This is a genomic window from Ensifer sp. EB106-03-01-XG145 (assembly GCF_058792075.1).
The window spans coordinates 267,860-285,553 of record NZ_JBYTEC010000009.1 but is presented as its reverse complement, the minus strand read 5'-3'; the positions used below and the strand labels follow the sequence as shown (position 1 = coordinate 285,553).

Annotated in this window: 15 protein-coding genes; 2 read left to right on the top strand and 13 right to left on the bottom strand. The window is 64.0% G+C overall.

All coding sequences use genetic code 11. From position 1 onward, the window contains the following. Positions 1–128 precede the first annotated feature (128 nt). From cysT to AC3WWH_RS21890, 9 genes are all read right to left on the bottom strand, one after another. A complete protein-coding gene (gene cysT / locus AC3WWH_RS21930; protein ID WP_440661586.1) occupies positions 129–989 on the bottom strand; it encodes a sulfate ABC transporter permease subunit CysT in 861 nt (286 codons plus the stop codon). A gap of 116 nt (positions 990–1,105) precedes the next feature. Next, the gene (locus AC3WWH_RS21925; protein ID WP_373419935.1) at positions 1,106–2,143 is read right to left on the bottom strand and encodes a sulfate ABC transporter substrate-binding protein; all 1,038 of its coding nucleotides are present in this window, start codon (positions 2,141–2,143) and stop codon (positions 1,106–1,108) included. A 316-nt stretch (positions 2,144–2,459) separates the two neighbouring features. Continuing rightward, positions 2,460–3,518 carry a D-TA family PLP-dependent enzyme gene (locus AC3WWH_RS21920; protein ID WP_058324658.1) on the bottom strand — a complete coding sequence of 353 codons (1,059 nt, stop codon included), beginning with the start codon at positions 3,516–3,518 and terminating at the stop codon, positions 2,460–2,462. Positions 3,519–3,622: 104 nt separating this feature from the next. Next, entirely contained in the window at positions 3,623–4,708 is a 1,086-nt protein-coding gene (locus AC3WWH_RS21915; RefSeq protein WP_058324652.1) for an ABC transporter ATP-binding protein, read from the bottom strand. Next, positions 4,705–5,640: a PfkB family carbohydrate kinase gene (locus tag AC3WWH_RS21910; protein ID WP_058324651.1), complete on the bottom strand. Its 936-nt coding sequence runs from the start codon at positions 5,638–5,640 to the stop codon at positions 4,705–4,707. Before AC3WWH_RS21910 ends, AC3WWH_RS21915 begins: the two co-directional genes overlap by 4 nt. A 3-nt stretch (positions 5,641–5,643) precedes the next feature. Beyond that, positions 5,644–6,660: an SIS domain-containing protein gene (locus tag AC3WWH_RS21905; protein WP_113399056.1), complete on the bottom strand. Its 1,017-nt coding sequence runs from the start codon at positions 6,658–6,660 to the stop codon at positions 5,644–5,646. A gap of 5 nt (positions 6,661–6,665) precedes the next feature. After that, complete coding sequence (locus tag AC3WWH_RS21900; RefSeq protein ID WP_058324649.1) at positions 6,666–7,511, bottom strand: carbohydrate ABC transporter permease; 846 nt, start codon at positions 7,509–7,511, stop codon at positions 6,666–6,668. Then, positions 7,511–8,392: a carbohydrate ABC transporter permease gene (locus AC3WWH_RS21895; protein ID WP_058324648.1), complete on the bottom strand. Its 882-nt coding sequence runs from the start codon at positions 8,390–8,392 to the stop codon at positions 7,511–7,513. Before AC3WWH_RS21895 ends, AC3WWH_RS21900 begins: the two co-directional genes overlap by 1 nt. Positions 8,393–8,571: 179 nt before the next feature. Beyond that, a complete protein-coding gene (locus AC3WWH_RS21890; protein ID WP_058324657.1) occupies positions 8,572–9,810 on the bottom strand; it encodes an extracellular solute-binding protein in 1,239 nt (412 codons plus the stop codon). 232 nt (positions 9,811–10,042) lie between these two features. On the opposite strand from AC3WWH_RS21890, the gene AC3WWH_RS21885 reads away from it, so the two are divergent. After that, positions 10,043–11,272 (top strand): ROK family transcriptional regulator, encoded by a 1,230-nt coding sequence (locus AC3WWH_RS21885; protein WP_058324647.1) that lies wholly within the window; start codon positions 10,043–10,045, stop codon positions 11,270–11,272. A gap of 11 nt (positions 11,273–11,283) precedes the next feature. Here the strand turns inward: AC3WWH_RS21885 and AC3WWH_RS21880 are convergent, their stop codons facing one another. Further along, complete coding sequence (locus AC3WWH_RS21880; RefSeq protein ID WP_058324646.1) at positions 11,284–12,204, bottom strand: LysR substrate-binding domain-containing protein; 921 nt, start codon at positions 12,202–12,204, stop codon at positions 11,284–11,286. A gap of 133 nt (positions 12,205–12,337) precedes the next feature. On the opposite strand from AC3WWH_RS21880, the gene AC3WWH_RS21875 reads away from it, so the two are divergent. Further along, on the top strand, positions 12,338–13,015 hold the full coding sequence (locus tag AC3WWH_RS21875; protein WP_034799134.1) for an isochorismatase family protein: 678 nt from the start codon (positions 12,338–12,340) through the stop codon (positions 13,013–13,015). A 76-nt stretch (positions 13,016–13,091) separates the two neighbouring features. Here AC3WWH_RS21875 and AC3WWH_RS21870 read toward each other — a convergent pair whose 3' ends face one another. The 3 genes from AC3WWH_RS21870 to AC3WWH_RS21860 all read right to left on the bottom strand — a co-directional run bounded on the left by AC3WWH_RS21870 (position 13,092) and on the right by AC3WWH_RS21860 (position 17,639). Next, complete coding sequence (locus tag AC3WWH_RS21870) at positions 13,092–14,345, bottom strand: Zn-dependent hydrolase (protein ID WP_058324645.1); 1,254 nt, start codon at positions 14,343–14,345, stop codon at positions 13,092–13,094. Further along, on the bottom strand, positions 14,342–14,878 hold the full coding sequence (locus tag AC3WWH_RS21865) for an L-2-amino-thiazoline-4-carboxylic acid hydrolase (protein WP_058324644.1): 537 nt from the start codon (positions 14,876–14,878) through the stop codon (positions 14,342–14,344). The genes AC3WWH_RS21870 and AC3WWH_RS21865 overlap by 4 nt, the downstream gene beginning before the upstream one ends. 205 nt (positions 14,879–15,083) lie before the next feature. Further along, on the bottom strand, positions 15,084–17,639 hold the full coding sequence (locus AC3WWH_RS21860) for a spermine/spermidine synthase domain-containing protein (RefSeq protein WP_156433218.1): 2,556 nt from the start codon (positions 17,637–17,639) through the stop codon (positions 15,084–15,086). Positions 17,640–17,694: the final 55 nt, after the last annotated feature.

The window sequence follows — 17,694 nt, the reverse complement described above, 5'->3', positions numbered from 1 at the left end:
ACAGGGCGACGAAGACAAGCGCCGTGATCGTCAGGGTCAGCCGGGCAAAGCGGCTTTCGGAGGTGGCGGCGGCCAGCTCCGGCAAGGCGCGTTGCGGGCCGGATGCGGGCAGGGGATTGGCGGTCAGATCATGCGACATAGACATATCTCCGCCGGCTCCAGGCCTGGATCGAGTTGATGAGGAGCAGCATGGCGAAGGAGATCGCCAGCATCACCGCGGCAATGGCGGTGGCGGCGGCGTAGTTGAACTCTTCGAGCCTGATGACGATCAGAAGCGGCGCGATCTCGGAGACATAAGGCAGGTTGCCGGCGATGAAGATCACCGAGCCGTATTCGCCGACGCCGCGGGCAAAGGCGAGGGCGAAGCCGGTCAGGCCGGCCGGCAGCAGTCCCGGCAACAGCACCCGGCTGATCGTCTGGAAGCGGCTGGCGCCGAGCGTGGCGGCGGCTTCTTCCACCTCCTTGTCGATCTCCTCCATGATCGGCTGCACGGTCCTGACGACAAACGGCAGGCCGACGAAGATCAGCGCGACGACGATGCCGGATGGCGTAAAGGCGATCTTCAGCCCGAGCGGCTCGATGAACTGGCCGATCCAGCCGTTGCCGGCATAAAGCGTCGTCAAGGCAATGCCGGCGACCGCCGTCGGCAGGGCGAACGGCAGGTCGACCATGGCATCGATCACCCGTTTGCCGGGGAAACGATAGCGCACCAGCACCCAGGCGAGGATGACGCCGAAGACGAGGTTGATGACGGCGGCGAGAAACGCCGTGCCGAACGAGATCTTCAGGGCATTGAGCGTGCGCGGATCGAGCGCCAGCTCAAAGAACTTGGCCCAGCCGAGCCCGCTGGCCCGCCACACCAGCCCCGACAGCGGGATCAACACGATCAGCACCAGCCAGCTCAGCGTGATCCCGAGCGACAGCCCAAAGCCAGGCAAAACACTCGGCTGGCGAAATCGCCAGGGCGCAGTCTTCGTCGCTTCCGTCAATGACACTACCTTTACAAAGCTCGCGAGACGTATTGAACCGCGCTTCGTGCCAATGGCCCGGCGCGGCAAAGCAAGACGCGCGGTCGGATTGTCCAGCCGCGCGTCTAAGGTCGGTCTTATTGGCCTGGCTTGTAAAGCTGGTCGAAGACGCCGCCATCGCCGAAGAATTTCGGCTGGGCTTCCTTCCAGCCGCCGAAGTCTTCGATGGTGACGAGCTTCAGTTCGCCGAAGCGGGCGACATCGGCCGGATCGGCTACTGCCGGCTTGAACGGCCGGTAGTAATGCTTGGCGGCGATCTTCTGGCCGGCATCGCTGTAGAGGTAGCCGAGATAGGCTTCCGCTACCTTGCGGGTGCCCTTGGCGTCGACGTTGCCGTCAACGAGCGCCACCGGCGGTTCGGCCTTGATCGAGATTGACGGCGTGACGATCTCGAACTTGTCGGGGCCGAGTTCCTCGAGCGACAGATAGGCTTCGTTTTCCCAGGCGAGAAGCACGTCGCCAAGGCCACGCTGCACGAAGGTCGTCGTCGCTCCGCGCGCGCCGGTATCGAGCACCGGAACATGCTTGAAGAGTTCCGCCACATATTCCTGTGCCTTGGCGTCATCTCCGCCATTGGCAGCCCGACCATAGGCCCAGGCAGCCAGGAAGTTCCAGCGCGCGCCGCCCGAAGTCTTCGGGTTCGGCGTGATCACCTGGATGTCCGGCTTCACCAGATCGCCCCAGTCCTTGACGCCCTTGGGGTTGCCCTTGCGCACCAGGAACACGATCGTCGATGTGTAGGGCGCGCTGTTGTTCTCGAACTTCGTCTTCCAGTCCGCCGGGATTTTGCCGGTTTCCTTGGCGATCGCGTCGATATCGGCTTCGAGCGCCAGCGTTACGACATCTGCCTGCAGGCCGTCGATGACCGAGCGGGCCTGCTTGCCGGAGCCGCCGTGCGACGTCTGGATCGCCACGGTTTCGCCAGTGTCGGCCTTCCACCTCTCAGCGAAGGCAGCATTGAAGTCCTTATAGAGTTCACGTGTCGGATCGTAGGACACGTTCAAGATCGTCGTGTCGGCAAACGCAACACTCGCAGCTCCCAGCTGCAGGCCCCCGAGCACAATTGCCAGTCCCACCATTCCGGTAATTCGTCCAAAGACCATTTCGACCTCCATCGGTTACCAGATAAAACTATCAATTTTATCGACTGCTACAACGCAAACAGATGACACCGGGGGCGGCAATCGGGAAATGTCCTATCGTTCTCGCCGCCTTTTCGGGAACGGTTTGCCTGCAACCGCCCAAGATGGCCGTGCCGGCCCGCCAAGACCATTAGATGGAGGGCGTGATGCCGGTGTCGAGTGGGCGCGCGTCGATTCTCCTTTCGAGCGTCTGCCGGAACGGTCCGTCGAAGAGCCTTCAGCCCTGCATTTCGTGGCAAATACGGGGATCACAGGCAGGCACAGATTTCTGGGTCCCTAGGGTGCGAAACTAGAGCACGCGGCCGCGGGCGACGATCGGCCACGTGTCCTTGAGCGTGTCCCCTTCGACGATGTGGACCGCATCGACCATGTTGGTCACGACGCAGGCGTGGTTGGGCACGATGCGGAGCTGGTCACCGACCTTGAGGTTGATCGGCCCATCGGTGACGAGGCGGCCGTGTTCCTCCGAGAGCTGGTCGATGCGGATGTCGTCGCGGCCGAGCACGTGACCATAGCCTGTCAGTCCCAGCAGATCCGAGGTCAACACCTTACTGCCGGCATCGATGATCGCGCGGGTTTCGGATGGGACGGAGACGACGGTCGCAACCACCGTCAGCGCGCATTCATCCCAGTTTGCCACACCGCGAGACACCAACGAACGGTCGTTGTAGATATAGGTGCCGGGGCGATATTCGCTGGCAACCGGCGCAGCGGCGGCGTGCATCATGCTCGGCGTGCCGCCTGAGGTGATCACCGGCACCGCGATGCCGTCGGCTTCGATCAGCCTCTTTGCTTCGCTCATGAAGGCCTGGACCTTTGCCTCGCCGTTGACGGGGGGATAGGTCATCAGGCCGCCGAACACGAGCCCCTTCGCATCCTCGATCTGGCTGGCAAGTCTCGCCGCCTCAGCCGGCGCACCAACGCCGCAACGATCGGCACCGGTGTTGCATTCGACGAAAACGCGAAGCGGCTTGTCCTTGCCGGCGAAGTATTCCGCAAGCCCGTCGATGACGGTCTCGCTGTCGGCGACGACGGCAAGCGCGACGCGGCCATTGAGCCGCTCCAGCCGCGCCATCTTGGCCTCGCCGAGAATGTTGTAGGTGATCAGCACATCCTTGATCCGGTCGCTGCCCTCGACCATTGCTTCGGCTTCGGTCACCTTTTGGCAGGTGATGCCAACGGCGCCGGCCTCAAGCTGAAGCTCGGCCATCTGCGGCAGCTTGTGCGTCTTGATATGCGGGCGCACGCGAATGCCATGTTCATCGGCATAGGCCTGGAAGCGCTCGATATTGCGCTTGGCAATTTCGAGGTCGACGAGAACGGCCGGCGTTTCGATCGGCAGGGGCATCGCGGTCACTTCCTCTTCTCGCGCGGGACAACGTGTGATGAACGATTCTCACAAGAAGGAAAAGGCGTTGCCAAAGCAATCCCGGTCGTCGCCCGCAGGCACCCTCAGTCTTTCGCCAGCGACCGGCCGGTGTCGGGATCGAAGAGATGAAGGGCATCCGCCTCGATCGTGAAGGCACGCTCTTCGCCCGACAGGACCGAACTGCGCGGTGGCAGGCAGGCGGTGATGCGCTGGTCGCCGATCCGCGCAGTGGTGACGAGTTCGGGGCCGGTCAATTCGACCACCTCGACGCGTGCCTTGAACTGCGGCGCCGGCTCGTCACCAGCGGCAAGTTGCAGCGCTTCCGGGCGAATACCAGCCTTTACGCGCTGGCCGTCGGAGACAACGTTGCGGAGGCGTGCCGGCAGGGCGATCGCCTGGCCGTCGCCGGCGATTTTCAACCGACCTTCCACAACGGTCGCATCCAAGATGTTCATCGGCGGCGAGCCGACGAAGCCGGCGACATAGAGCGTGGCCGGGCGGTCGTAGATCTCTTCCGGCGTGCCGAGTTGCTCGATCCGCCCGTCACGCATCACCGCGATGCGGGTCGCGAGTGTCATCGCCTCGATCTGGTCGTGGGTGACGTAGACGATCGTGGTCTTCAGCATCTGGTGCAGGCGCTTGAGCTCGGTGCGCATCTCCATGCGCAGCTTGGCGTCGAGGTTGGAGAGCGGCTCGTCGAAGAGGAACACCTGCGGATTGCGCACCAGCGCCCGGCCGATGGCGACGCGCTGGCGCTGGCCGCCCGAGAGCTGGCTCGGCTTGCGGTCGAGCAGGTTCTCGATTTGCAACAGCTTTGCCGTCTCCGCCACCGCCTTTTCGCGCTCGGCCGCGGGGACCTTCCGCATTTCAAGACCGAAGCCGATGTTCCTTGCAACGCTCATGTTCGGGTAGAGCGCATAGGACTGGAACACCATGGCGATGTCGCGGTCCTTCGGGTGGGCGCCGAGAATGGAGCGGTCGCCGATGCGGATGTCGCCGCCGCTCGGCTCCGCAAGCCCGGCGATGATGTTGAGCAGGGTCGACTTGCCGCAGCCGGATGAGCCGAGCAGCACCAGGAACTCGCCGCTCTCGAGATCGATGTCGATGCCCTTCAGCGTCTCGACCTCGCCATAGCGCTTGTGAATGTTCTGAATGGCGAGAGCGCTCATGCGCCGGTCTCCTGAAGGTAGGACGAAAGTGGGTTGCCGTAGCTGCGCGGCAGGGTGGAAATCGCCTCCGAGGCGATGGCGACGCCGGTGCGAAGACAGGCCCCCAAAGGCATCTCGGCCGCAAGTGCCGCCAGGAACCCGGCATTGAAGACATCGCCGGCGCCGATGGTATCGACGACGGAAACGACGGGTGCTGCGGCTGATGAAAAGCGGCCATCCGCGTCGATGGCGATCGCGCCATGCGGACCGCGCTTGACGACGACGATCGCGCCTTCGGGCATATGTTTCCTGAGCTCGTGCGCTGCCTCGGTCGGGTCGGAGAGGCCCGTCAGCGTGGTCGTTTCGACCTCGTTGAAGAGTGCCAGCCGGCAACGCTTCAGCCAATCGATGGTCGCCGCGCAGTTTGTTTGCGTCCAGCCGTCGAGCGGCCAGCCGGTGTCGAGCGCGACGGTGATGTCGTGGGCATCAGCCCAGTCGAAGAAGCGGTCATAGTCCGATGTCAACGCATCGGTCAGGAAGGCACCGGTCAGCAGCGCGTAACCACCGCGGAGCTTCTCGCCGTCGAGCATGGTGCGGACTTCCTCGAAGCTGAGCAGCGGCAGATGCCCACGCGTGGTGAAGAAGGTACGCTCGCCGTCGGGATGGGTAATGCCGACGGAAAGCGTGGTCCCGACATTCTCGACCGGCCAGGACTTGGAGCGCTCGGGAAAAGCCTCCTTCAACCAGGTGCCGAACTGATCGTTGCCGACATTGGCGGCGATCGCATAGTCGACGCCGAGCGAATCCCAGGCGAGCGCGCTGTTGCCGGCGCAGCCGCCGACACGCAGCTCGTCGTGGTCGACGATGATTTCGGTGCCGGCTTTGGGCCAGGGGGCCGCCGGCCCGAGGATGAGATCGACATTGGCATTGCCGACCACGGCAAGAGGACGCATCGTTTATTCGCTCCGGGTGATCTTGGTCGAGCGCACGGGGGTGCCGGCATTCTCGACACGCGACGCCGCAAAGGCGATCATGAAGGACTGGGCGACGGGCAGCATGGCGAAGATCGCCGCCATGCCCGCGGCCGGCGCAAAGGGAATGGTGCTGACGCCTTCGACTGGCGCCTCGCCGGAAGCATCGAAGACGATGACCGGCGAGCCGGCTTCGGCGGCGGAAAGCGCCATGGCTTCTACAAGGCCGGCGGTCGGATCTGCCGCGCGGAAGAGCACAACACCGACGGATGGACCGAGCATTTCCATCGGGCCGTGGCGAAGTTGGCCGCCTTCAAGCGAGAAACAGGGCAGGCGGGAAAGCTCGGTCAGACCGAGGCCGATCGCTTCGGCGAGGCCTTGCAGCCGGCGGCCCGAAGTTACAACGGATCGGACGCTGTGCAGGGCTTCGAGTGCCGCCGACGTATCGGGCGATTGCGGGTTTTCCAATGCGTGAAGGGCATCGGCCGGATCATCGGCGAGGGCGGCGAGAATGGCGAGGTGCAGGGCGAAGCTGATAGTCAGGCTGCGGGTGGCGGCAAAGGCCTTTTCGGTGCCGCCGACGCCGACCAGAGACGGCGCATTGCTGGCGAGGAAGGAACCGCCTTCAAGCGTCAGTCCGAAGGTGTGCGGCGTTGCGCCATTGGTTTCGCTGAACCAGCGCAGCACCTCGGCGCTTTCGCCGGACTGCGAGGTAATGAGGATCGTCTTGCCTTCGATGACAAGCGGCTGGCCGAGTTGTTCCGAGAGCGGCAGGGCAATGGCGTCGATGCCATGGGCGCGGTAGAGCGGCTCGACGGCGCGACCGACGGCATGCGAGCCGCCCATGCCGAGCAGCAGCAGCTTGCCGGTAGACTTCAGTGAGGCAGCGACACTGGCCGCCATCGCTGTCGCCTGGTGCACGGAGGCGATGGCGTCCGAGGCCTGACGCGCCATTTCGCGATCGATCGCGACGAGCCCGGCGGGGCGTTCCGAATTGGTCATAGCCGTCATCCTTTGACGCCGCCGCTGGTGAGCCCGGAAATGAGGGCACGCTGCATGACGAGACCGATCAACACCGGGGGCAGGGCGGCCAGCACCCCGGCTGTGGCGATCAGCCCGTAATCGGAGACACGGCCGCCGGCGAGATCGGAAATGGCAACCGTGAGGGTCTTGGCGCGCAGATCCGACGTGAATAGCAGCGCGTAGAAGAATTCGTCCCAGGCGAGCAGGAAGGCAAAGAGCGCCGACGTCGCCATGACGGGTGCCGCAAGTGGCAGGGTAATGAGCCGGAGGATCTGGTCGAGACGGGCGCCGTCGATCATCGCGGCACTCTCGATTTCCTTCGGGATGGAATCGAAGCCGGATTTCAGCAGCCAGGTGGTGAAGGGCGCCAGAATGGTGAGATAAACAAGCGCGAGGCCGAAGACCGAGTTCAGAAGGCCGAGATAGGCAAGCCCCATATAGAGCGGCACGGCAAGCGCTACTGGCGGCAGCATGTAGGTGGCGATCACCGCATAGAGCGACCAGGAAACGTTGGATGTGCGCGATACCGCCCAGGCGGCGGGAATGGCGACCGCGATCGCCGCCAGCGTTGCCATCCCGGCAACCTTCAGGCTGTTGAAGAGCGAGGCGGTAAAGGCAGCGCCGGTGCTGTTTTCGATCGTGGACAACAGCAGGCGGTAGCGCGACAGATCGATCTCGTTGGGCCACCAGTTGAGCGGCTTTGTCGAGAGGTCGGCGGCCGACGAAATGCTCATGACGAAGAGCCAGAGAATGGGGGCCAGGATGATGGCTGCCAGCAGCAGAGCCGCAGCATAGACGAAGGCGGTGAAAACCGGGTTCTGGCGTTCCATCAGGATGCTCCTGCGGCTTTGCGCACCATTGCTGCATAGGCGACGGCGAGTACGGTTACGAGCAGCGTGACGATCAGCGCCAGCGAGGCGCCCGATCCGGCACGCTGGAAGGAGAACGCTTCCTGGTAGACGAGGATCGATAGCGTGCGCGTGCTGTTGGCCGGCCCGCCGCGGGTCATGACCCAGATCAGGTCGAACACCTTGAACGCCTCGATCGTGCGCAGCACCAGGGCCACCAGCAGGGGACCCGCCAGATACGGCATGATGACATAGCGAAAGCGATTGAGCGGACCCGCGCCATCGACGAGCGAGGCGGCGGTGATGTCGCGCGGCACGGCCTGGAGTGCCGCGAGCGCGATCAGCGCAACCAGCGGAAAGTTCTTCCAGCAGTCGGCGATGATCAACGCCGTCAGCGCCGAGCCAGGTTCGCCGAGCCAGGAGCGGTAGCTGTCGATCAGGCCGATTTGCGTCAGGACGGCGTTGAGCGCGCCATATTCGGGATTGTAGATCAGCCGCCAGAGCGTGGCGTTGACCACCGTCGGCAGAGCCCAGGGCAGGATCATCAAGGCTCTGAGAGCCGTGCGCCCGCGAAATTGTTGATTGAGCAGCAGGGCTGCGAGCACCCCGAGCACCATTTCAGCGGTGACCGAGACGACGGCGAACCAGGTCGTCGTCACGAAGGCGCGCAGGAAGTTCGAGCCGCCGAGCATCTTGGCATAGTTGGCGAGGCCGACGAACGTGCCTTCCGTGCCGACGAGCCTGGCGTCGGTGAAGGAAAGCCTGACCGTATCGATCAACGGCCAGCCGATCACGGCGATCATGACCACCAGCAGCGGCAGCATGAGCAGCCATGCGCGCGTTGTTATCCAGGTGCCGGACATAGGATGGAAACCTTCTCGGGCCTAGGGAGCCCCGTCATGCTATCGCATATTGCCCCGGATCGTCATCGACCCAAGCGAATGATGCGCCAAATCAGAGTGTTAAAGCGCCTGGATGCCAACGCCACCGCACATTCCCGCGGTCCCCGGGCGGTTGTCCGCCCGGGGCTTGGGAGGGCGGCTCAGAGGCCGCTGTTTTCGGCCGCCGTCTTCAAGGCGTCCTCAGGCGAAGCCTGGCCGAGCAGTGCTTCCTGGATCGCCTGCTGAAGGGCAGTCGAAAGTTCCTGGTACTTGGGGGTCGTTGGACGCGGATACATGGCCGCGAGGCCGAGCTTGGCAGCGCCGATCAACTCTTCCTGGCCCTTGGTGACGCTGGCATCTTCGTAGGAAGAAGCCCAGATCGGCAGGCTGAGCTTGGCGTAAGCATTCTGCGTCTGCTGCGACGTCATGTAGACGATGTACTTCCAGGCCTCGTCCGGGTTCTTGCTGGTCGAAGTGATGCCAAGACCCATCGAGCCGTTGACGGCGGAGACTTCGCTCTTGCCCGCAACGCCCGGCGCTGGCACGACGCCGACCTTGCCGGCAACCTTGCTTTCCTTCGGATCGTTGGCGAGGTTGTACATATAGGTCCAGTTGAGAGCGAATGCGGCTTCGCCGTTCTGGAACACCTTGCGGACGTCCTCCTCCAGAAACTCCTTGGAGTTCGGATTGGTGAGGCCAGAAGAGTAGCTCGTCACCATGTAGTTGAGCGCGTCGAGGCCGCCGCCCGAGGTGAAGGCCGGCTTGCCGCCGTCGATGAATTTGCCGCCATAGGCGCTGACGAGGGTGGTGTAGTCGCAGATCGCGGCTTCGGCCTGCGACCAGCTCCAGGCGATCGGGGTTGCGAGCAGACCCTTGTCCTTGATTAGCTTGGCCTGTTCGGCAAGCTCGTCCCAGGTCTTGGGCGGCGCCTTGATGCCGGCCTTCTCCAGGATTTCCTTGTTGTAGAACAGATATTTGGTGTCGAGGATCCAGGGCATGCCATAGCGCTTGCCGTCATATTCGACGGTCGTCCAGGCGCCCGGCAGCACGCCGGATTTCATCTCGCCTGTGATGCGGTCGGTCACATCGACGAGCACTTTGTTGCTTGCATATTCGGCCGGCCAGATCACATCGAAGAGCACGACGTCGTAGCCGCCGCCGGAACCCTGCGCCAGCACGGTCTTGTCGTGCAGGCCCTCATAGGGCACGAATTCGAGATTAACCTTCACGTCCGGGTTGGCCTTGGTGAAGGCCTCGGTCATGGCGCGCACATCCGCCTCGCTATAGGCGGCCTGGGCCATGAAGAGGGCGTTGAGCGTCGTTTCCGCATGCGCGTGGCCGACGAAGGAGACGCCGGCGAGGGTCGCGCAAAGCAAGGTGGTTGTTATCGATTTCAACATGATTTCCTCCAGTAACTTGAGCGTTTCAGCCTTCTTCGGCGCGCCTCTGCGGTGCGCCGTATGCGAGAAGTCCGTCCGTTTCCGAGCGGCCGTCGACATATCGATCGGAGCGCCCGCAGCGGTGCTTGCCGCTGCTTTCGTTCCCCCGGAGCTCTTTTGGGCTCCTATTAAGTCAATTGTCTTGACTTATTTTTTGTTCAATATTCTAACAGTGTCAAGAGGGGTTTTTTGGATGAACGATATGCGCCTGATCCGGGCGAAGAGCGGCACCAACCAGGAGGGGACGAGCGCACACAACCGGCGCGTCATGATCGACGCGCTGCGGCTGAACGGTCAATTGTCCCGGGCGGACCTTGCCCGCGCGACGGCGCTCACGAAGCAGACGGTCTCCAACATCATCGAGGACCTGGAGCGGGACGGGCTGGTCGAATCGCTCGAGGCGGTGCGCAACGGCCGCGGGCAACCTTCGACGCCCTATCGCCTGGTGCCGGAGGGTGCTTTCGCGATCGGCCTGCAAATTGATAGGCATGTGACGCGGACCATCGCTGTCGATCTCGTCGGCCGGGTGCTCGCCCGTGGCGAGGCCAACCTGCCGGTCGGTGGGCCGGCGACAGGCGTCCGGACGATCCTCGAACTGATCGAGAAGACCCGCCGTGATCTCTCGGAGATTGCGCCGCAATCGGAGGATCGTCTCGTCGGCCTTGGGGCGGCGATGCCCGGCCCCTTCGGTATCGAAGCCGACGACGACGATACCTGGATGATGGCGGCGTGGCAGAATTTTCCGTTGCTGGAGACGCTTGCGACCGGCACGGGGCTCGATGTCGGCTTGCAGAACGACGCGGCCGCGGCCGCTACTGCCGAACGCATGGTTGGCGCTGCGCACGGTGTCGACCATGCCATCTGCATCTATCTCGGCTATGGCCTTGGCGCCGGGCTGATCCTCAACGGCGAGCTCTACCGCGGCGCCAATGGCAATGCCGGCGAGATCGGCATGATCCTCAGCCTGCCGCGTGGCGCATCGCTGGATGAGCGCACGCCGCTCGAACATCGCGCTTCGATCGCCTCGCTCTGCAGGCTGCTCGACCTCGATCCCGCCGATCCTGAGCTTTACGCCCATATCGATGCGATTGCCGCCGGCCCGGACGAGCGGGTGCGGCGTTGGCTCGATGCGGCGGTCTTTGAACTACGCGCCGCCGTTCAGGCGCTCGAGACGATTTTCGACCCGCAGACGGTGATCCTGTGCGGGGGGCTTCCGCCGGGGCTCGCGCGCCTGTTGGTCGAGGCGATGATGCCGCTGCTCCCCTCGATCGCCGATCGGCGCGACCGCAGTCTCCCGCGATTGCAGATGGGTTTCACCGACCCCTGGGCGGTGGCGATCGGTGCGGCCGCAGAGCCGATCAGCCGCACGTTCGATCCGCGCTTCTCCGCGATCTTGAAAACACGAGAGCACGCCGCGGTGTAATGGCGCGACCGTCAGGTTCTGGGCTCGTCCAGACGGGCAAGTTCAGCATATCCGGCGGCTAGAAAATCGAGCAGGGCGCGCACCGAAGGAAGCAGACCCCGGCGTGAGGGAAAGATCGCGTGAATGATGCCGGCCCTCGGCGCCCAGTCGGGCAGCACATCGACAAGCGTGCCATCCTTCAGGTCTTGCCGGATCACCATCTCCGGCAGTTGGCAGATGCCGACACCGCGCAGGGCGGCAAGCCGCAACGTCACCATGTCTTCGGTGACGAGCCGCGGCCGATGGCGCACGATTGCGGTGGCGCCGCCGGGACCCTCCAGCCGCCAGTCGTGTTCGGGGCGATCGGGGTTCCAGGCAAGGCTGGGGAAGGCGGCGAGGTCGGCCGCCATCCGCGGCTTGTCGATGGACGCGAGCAGCCCCGGGCTGGCGACCAGCCGCTGCCGGCTCTCGGCAAAGCGCTTTACGACGAGATCGCTTTCTTCGAGTGGCGGGAAGCGGACGCGGATGGCGATATCGATGCCTTCGCGTAGCACGTCGACGCGCCGGTTGGTGCTTTCGAGCACGACCTCGACCTTCGGGCATTCTGCCATGAACCGGGCGATCATTTCTGCGACCTGGAAATAGACCACTGATGAGGGGCAACTGACATGGACCACGCCCTGTGGCTCGGATCGCATGCGCTCGATCATCTCCTGCGCCGCTTCGGCTTCCACCAGCATGGCGACGCAATGGCGGTAATATTCCCTCCCGATCTCGGTGATGACGAAATGACGCGTCGAGCGCTGCACCAGCCGCACCCCGAGCCGCTCTTCCAGAAGGCCGATGCGGCGGCTCAAACGTGAGCGCGGCATGTTGAGCTTTCGGGCGGCAGCGGCAAATCCGTTCTGCTCGACTACGTCGACGAATAGCTTGAGATCGTTCAGGTCCTGCATGAGTAATTGTCCTATTTTCAGGACATTATAGCGCGATATGGTCGTCTACCGCCAGGTTTGGTGCGGAGATATCTTCATCTCAACGCCAACCACCGTGAATGGGGTGGTTGCTCAACCAACAAGGAGCAAGACCATGACACCTGCAAATTTCAACGGACAGCGCCCGGTCATCGACCCCGATGACGCCGTGATGCTTCTGATCGACCACCAGAGCGGCCTTTTCCAGACCGTCAACGACATGCCTATGCCGAAGCTGCGCGCCCATGCGGCGGCACTCGCCAGCATGGCGACGCTGACGAAGATGCCGGTCATCACCACGGCGTCCGTGCCGCAGGGCCCGAACGGGCCGCTGATCCCGGAAATCCATGCCAATGCGCCGCATGCCAAGTACGTCGCCCGTCGCGGCGAGATCAATGCCTGGGACAACCCGGATTTCGTCGCCGCGGTGAAGGAAACCGGCCGCAAGACCCTGATCATCGCCGGCACGATCACCAGCGTCTGCATGGCCTTCCCGGCAATCAGCGCCGTCCATGATGGCTACAAGGTCTTCGTGGTCGTAGATGCTTCGGGCACCTATTCGAAGATGGCTGAGGAGATCACCCTTGCCCGTGTCGTCCAGGCCGGCGTGGTGCCGATGGATACGGCGGCAGTCGCCTCCGAACTGCAGCGCACCTGGCACCGCGACGACGCCCAGCAATGGGCGGAGATCTACACCAAGATCTTTCCGGAATATCAGTTGCTGATCGAGAGCTACCTGAAGGCGCAGCAGGTCGAAAAGGACCAGGAACAACTGGACTCGCAGCGCGGCTAGGAACGCAGCGAAGCCGTGGAACCGGTTTGCAAGCACCCACGGCAGACTGTCTGCCGTGGGTGCTTGGCTTTATCGGTCAGCGCCGATCGAGTTCCAGAATGGTCTGGAACAGGACCTCTGCCCCGCGGGCGCATTCTTCGGGCGCGGTATATTCCGCCTCGTTGTGCGACAGCCCGTCCTTGGAAGGCACGAAGATCATTGCGGTTGGCATGATCGTCGCGATATGCGCCGCATCATGCCCGGCACCGGAAACGATGTCCGTGGCCGAATGGCCGAGCACTTCGGCGCTGTTGCGCACGGCATCCACGATCGATGGATCGAAGACGACCGGCGCTTTCGACCAGATGCGCTTCAGTTCGGCGCTTGCCCCGACGCTGCGGACGGTATCCTCCAACGCGGCCTGCATCTGATCAAGCCCGGCCTCGGACGGGTGACGCATGTCGATCTGAAGCCGGACGGTGCCGGGAACGACATTGCGCGAATTGGGGCCTACCTCGACGAAGCCGACGGTGCCGACACCGGGCGGGTTCTCTCGGGCGAGGTCGCGCACGGCGAGCACGATTTCGGCCGCGGCGACAAGCGCATCGTCGCGCTGTGCCATCGGCGTGCTGCCGGCATGGGCCTCGGTGCCGGTGACAGTGATATCGAACCAGCGCAGCCCCTGGATGCCGGTGACGACGCCGATCTCGGTTGCGGAGGCTTCCAGCAGCGGTCCCTGCTCGATATGGAGCTCGACATAGGCGGCGAAGGCGGCCGGCGCGACCCGTGCTTCGCCGCGATAGCCGATGGCGTCGAGCGCCGCGCCGACCGTGACGCCGTCTCGGTCGGTGAGCGCGTGCGCCGCATCGAGCGAAAGCGCACCGGCAAAGACGCCTGATCCCATCATCGCCGGCGAGAAGCGCGACCCTTCCTCGTTCGTCCAGTTGACGACCGTCAGCGGGTGGCGCAGCAGGGTGGATGTTTCCTTGAGCGTGCGCAGCACCTCAAGGCCGGCAAGCACGCCGAGGATGCCATCGAACCGGCCACCCTGCGGCTGGGTATCGAGATGGCTGCCGACGGCAATCGCCGGCAGCGACATGTCTTCGCCGGGATAGGTCGCGAATATATTGCCAATGCCGTCGATCTCGACAGTGCAGCCGAGCGTCCGGCACGCGGCGACGAACCAATCGCGGACCTCACGGTCCTCCTCAGTCAGCGTCAGGCGGGTGACCCCACCTTTATCGGCGGCGCCGAAGCGTGCGGTCGCGACGATGTCGTTCCACAGCCGGTCGCCGTTTGTAACCGGCGTGTTGATGCGTCGGGGCTCGGAACGCAAGGCTTCCGCGCTCATTTCGGCTGCTCCGGTGCGTCCTTGTTCAGCTTGTAGCGGAAGTCGCAATGGGTAGCGCCCTGCATTACCGTCTGGGTGCGTTCAAGCGTGATGCGCGGATCGTAGCCGGTGCAGAAGACGCCGTCGCGGTTGCAGGAAAGCAGGTGCCCGATATGACCGAGCCCCATCTCGCGATAGGTCTCGGCGTAGCGACAGCGCTTCACATTGTAGTGGAATTCCTCATCCGTCGCCTTGGTCACCTCGATGACAAGCGCGTCGTCCTGCGTCCAGAGGTCCTGCAGTTCTTGGAAGGTGCGCAGGTTGGTGCCGCCAGGCGTCTTTGCCGCAAAGCTCCTGCCGGCTTCGATCGCGGCCTTGGTGATCGCCTTGTCGAGGATTGCTTGCGCGCGCTCTTCGCCGACCTCCTCGCGCATCGCCTCGTAGATCGGCGCGATGATGCCGGCCTCGATGCGGCGGCGCGCGAGAATGCCGATCTCACCATCCATTGCCGCCCGCGACGTGGTTTCGGTGTTTTCTTTGTCCGTCTTTTCCATGGAATGCCTCCCTGTCTGCCACAGGGCAGAACAACAGCGGCAGGATACTACGTAGGCAATGCCTCTGTGTTGCAAATCTGTGCCGGAGGCATTTCGCGTTGTGCAAAAATTTTGCGCTATTCCGCGATTTTGCAGGAATCAATCTTAGCCTAACCGACACGACGCGAGTTGCAGTCGCGTGGGTCCCGGATTCGGCTGTGCGCGATCAGCGCTCGCTGCTCGAAACGAACCAGCGATAATAGGGATTGTCCGGCTTCACGCGCATCAGCAGTTCCATGTCACGCGCCCATTCGTCGCGATAGCCGGCATAGGCGTTGAGCGAAGCCTGATAGAACAGCATTAGCCGGTTGTGGGCGTCCGCCACGGATTTCTCGAGCGCCGCGTCCGCTCCGACAAGCGGTGCCTTGCTGCGCAGGCCGACGAGGGCTGGGAGTGTGCGCTGCAATTCGTCGGGACGAACCCAGCTTGCATATTCGATCCGCGGCTGGTCGTCGGTGACAGGCTGCGCCGATCCGGCGTAACGATCAAGCCCGGCGCGGCCGGTCATCCAGGTCGCGAGCAGGTCGGCTGCACCATCTATGCCGACTTCCCTGAACGCCGCGGCGACGGACGGGTCGGCCATGCGCTTGGCAATGCGCGCGACGTCGAGCGCCTGTGGTTCGACGGAGCCGACGAGCAGCGTCTCGTGCAGCTCGGTCGACCAGAGCGAGGCATGCGGGAAACTGTCGAGGAAGCTGCGCACGAGCACGCGCGTGTCCTCGTCGTTTTGAGTGGCGATCGGTAGCCATTGCGCAACAAGACCGTTTGGCGCGAGGCGTTCGCGTGCCAGCTTGTAGAAGTCGGACGAATAGAGATTGACAACGCCAGCGGCCGACGGCGGCGGCGGTTCAAGCGTGATGAGATCGTAGCGCTCCGCGCTGCGCATCAGCTCGCGACGACCGTCCGCGACACGCACTTCGAGGCGGCTATCCCCTGCCGCGTTGAAATTGCCGGCAAACAATGTCGAGGCGCGGGCAACCGACGGCAGCAGTTCGGCGGCGACGCGTCGGTCGAGACCGGGATAGGCGAGCAATGAGCCGGCGGTAATGCCGGTGCCAAGCCCGATGACGAGCGCCGATTTCGGCTCGCCCTTGTGGATCATGAGCGGCAAGAGCGCCTGCAGCCGCATGTAGCGCAGCGACGGCATGGCGTCGCCGGTGTTGGAGACGCCCTGGATATAGAGGCGGCGGAAGCGCCGGTCCGGCTGGCCCTGTTCGATGACGGCGACCGTCGCACCGAGGCCCTCCTCATAGGAGACGATCGTGCCATTGCCGCGTGAGAGATTGAGCAAGGTGGCCAGCCGGTCCGATGGCACCATCACGGCGATCAGCACAGTGACGACGCCGAGCGCTGGCGCCGCAAGGCGCCAACCCTTCCAGCCGGTCGCCCCGCGGCTGGCTGCGATGACGCCGATGATGGCTGCAGCGACGGCGAGAACGGCGAAGCTTCGGATGATACCGAACGACGGAATCAGCACGAAGCCGGTCAGAAGCGTGCCGGCGATGCCGCCGAGTGTGTTGAGCGCCAGAACGCGCCCGGTGTCGCGACCGACATGATGAGGATCGACGGCGAGCCGCAGGGCGACCGGGAAGGCGGCGCCGAGGATCAGCGTCGGGACGAAGACGATCGTGAGCGCCGCGACGAGGAAGCGTGCGCACATGCCGGCAAAGATGCTGCCAGTGATACCGGCGATGGCCGCTTCCGCGCTGGCCTGCAACGCCGTCAGCCAGGGGCCGAGCAGGGCAAGCTCGGCCAGCGCCACGAGGCCGGCCAGCGTGATGAGCAGGCCGAAGGCACTCCAGGGATCCGAGAGGCGGTCGGTCCGGCGCGCAAAGAGTGCGGCGCCGAGCGCTAGCCCGGCGAGATAGGTGGCCAGCACCACGGAAAAGGCAAAGGAACGGGTGGAGATGAATTGCACGATCGCCTGCGACCAGGCGACCTCATAGCCGAGGGCGACGCCGCCGGCGATGGCATAGAGGATCAGCGCCAACCTTGAACCTCCGGTGCCCTGCGCCGGTATCGGCATATCAGCTTGCGCGTCTTCGCGGATCCCTGTCGTGCTCAGCGAAAGTGCGATCGCTGCGGCGCCAAGCCCGAGGCCGGCGGCCAAAAGGCCGCTTGCCTGCACGCCGAGAGTGGGGATGAGGATGAAAGAGACCGCAAGGCAGCCGAGGATGGCGCCGAGCGTGTTGGCGGCATAGAGCCGGCCGCCCTTTGCTCCGACGCCTCCCGGCGCCCCTTTGAGCGCTCGTAACAGCAAGGGAAGGGTGCCGCCCATCAGGAAGGCGGGGGTCGCGACGATCAGGACCAGTAAGGCCCAGGCGGCGAGAGCACTGGTACCTTCGATTGCAACGAAGAGCGGCGCAATCTGGGAAAGGATGAGGGTGACGCCGGCGCCGAGCACGGCCACACCGGTTTCGAGCAGGGCATAGAGGTGGAGCGGCTGTCGGGAGCGGTCGCCAATGCGCCCGAGGGCGAAGCTGCCGAGCGCCAGGCCGAGAAAGAAGGCGCTGACCCCGGTGCTGACCGCATAGACGTCGATGCCGGTGACGAGCGAGAGCTGCTTGATCCAGAGAACCTGGAAGATCAGCGCCGCGGTGCCGGAGAGGAAGAGCATGAAGGCGGCGATCGCCGGCGCGACGTGTGTCCGCGGTCTCGCCAAAGGGTCTTCGATCGACTCCTCGAAGGAGACCGTTCGAGCGGGCTGAATGTTCTTCGTCATCGCGGCACGCCATTTTTAGCAAAAGTGAAAGAGAAGGCGGCGCGGGGCGCCGCCT

Coding starts and splice junctions, on each gene's coding strand:
- AC3WWH_RS21895 (WP_058324648.1), bottom strand. CDS start 8,392: ATGTCCGGCACCTGGATAACAACGCGCGCATGGCTGCTCATGCTGCCG.
- AC3WWH_RS21890 (WP_058324657.1), bottom strand. CDS start 9,810: ATGTTGAAATCGATAACAACCACCTTGCTTTGCGCGACCCTCGCCGGC.
- AC3WWH_RS21875 (WP_034799134.1), top strand. CDS start 12,338: ATGACACCTGCAAATTTCAACGGACAGCGCCCGGTCATCGACCCCGAT.
- AC3WWH_RS21910 (WP_058324651.1), bottom strand. CDS start 5,640: ATGCGTCCTCTTGCCGTGGTCGGCAATGCCAATGTCGATCTCATCCTC.
- AC3WWH_RS21865 (WP_058324644.1), bottom strand. CDS start 14,878: ATGGAAAAGACGGACAAAGAAAACACCGAAACCACGTCGCGGGCGGCA.
- AC3WWH_RS21905 (WP_113399056.1), bottom strand. CDS start 6,660: ATGACCAATTCGGAACGCCCCGCCGGGCTCGTCGCGATCGATCGCGAA.
- AC3WWH_RS21880 (WP_058324646.1), bottom strand. CDS start 12,204: ATGCAGGACCTGAACGATCTCAAGCTATTCGTCGACGTAGTCGAGCAG.
- AC3WWH_RS21860 (WP_156433218.1), bottom strand. CDS start 17,639: ATGACGAAGAACATTCAGCCCGCTCGAACGGTCTCCTTCGAGGAGTCG.
- AC3WWH_RS21900 (WP_058324649.1), bottom strand. CDS start 7,511: ATGGAACGCCAGAACCCGGTTTTCACCGCCTTCGTCTATGCTGCGGCT.
- AC3WWH_RS21920 (WP_058324658.1), bottom strand. CDS start 3,518: ATGCCCCTGCCGATCGAAACGCCGGCCGTTCTCGTCGACCTCGAAATT.
- AC3WWH_RS21915 (WP_058324652.1), bottom strand. CDS start 4,708: ATGAGCGCTCTCGCCATTCAGAACATTCACAAGCGCTATGGCGAGGTC.
- AC3WWH_RS21885 (WP_058324647.1), top strand. CDS start 10,043: ATGAACGATATGCGCCTGATCCGGGCGAAGAGCGGCACCAACCAGGAG.
- AC3WWH_RS21925 (WP_373419935.1), bottom strand. CDS start 2,143: ATGGAGGTCGAAATGGTCTTTGGACGAATTACCGGAATGGTGGGACTG.
- AC3WWH_RS21870 (WP_058324645.1), bottom strand. CDS start 14,345: ATGAGCGCGGAAGCCTTGCGTTCCGAGCCCCGACGCATCAACACGCCG.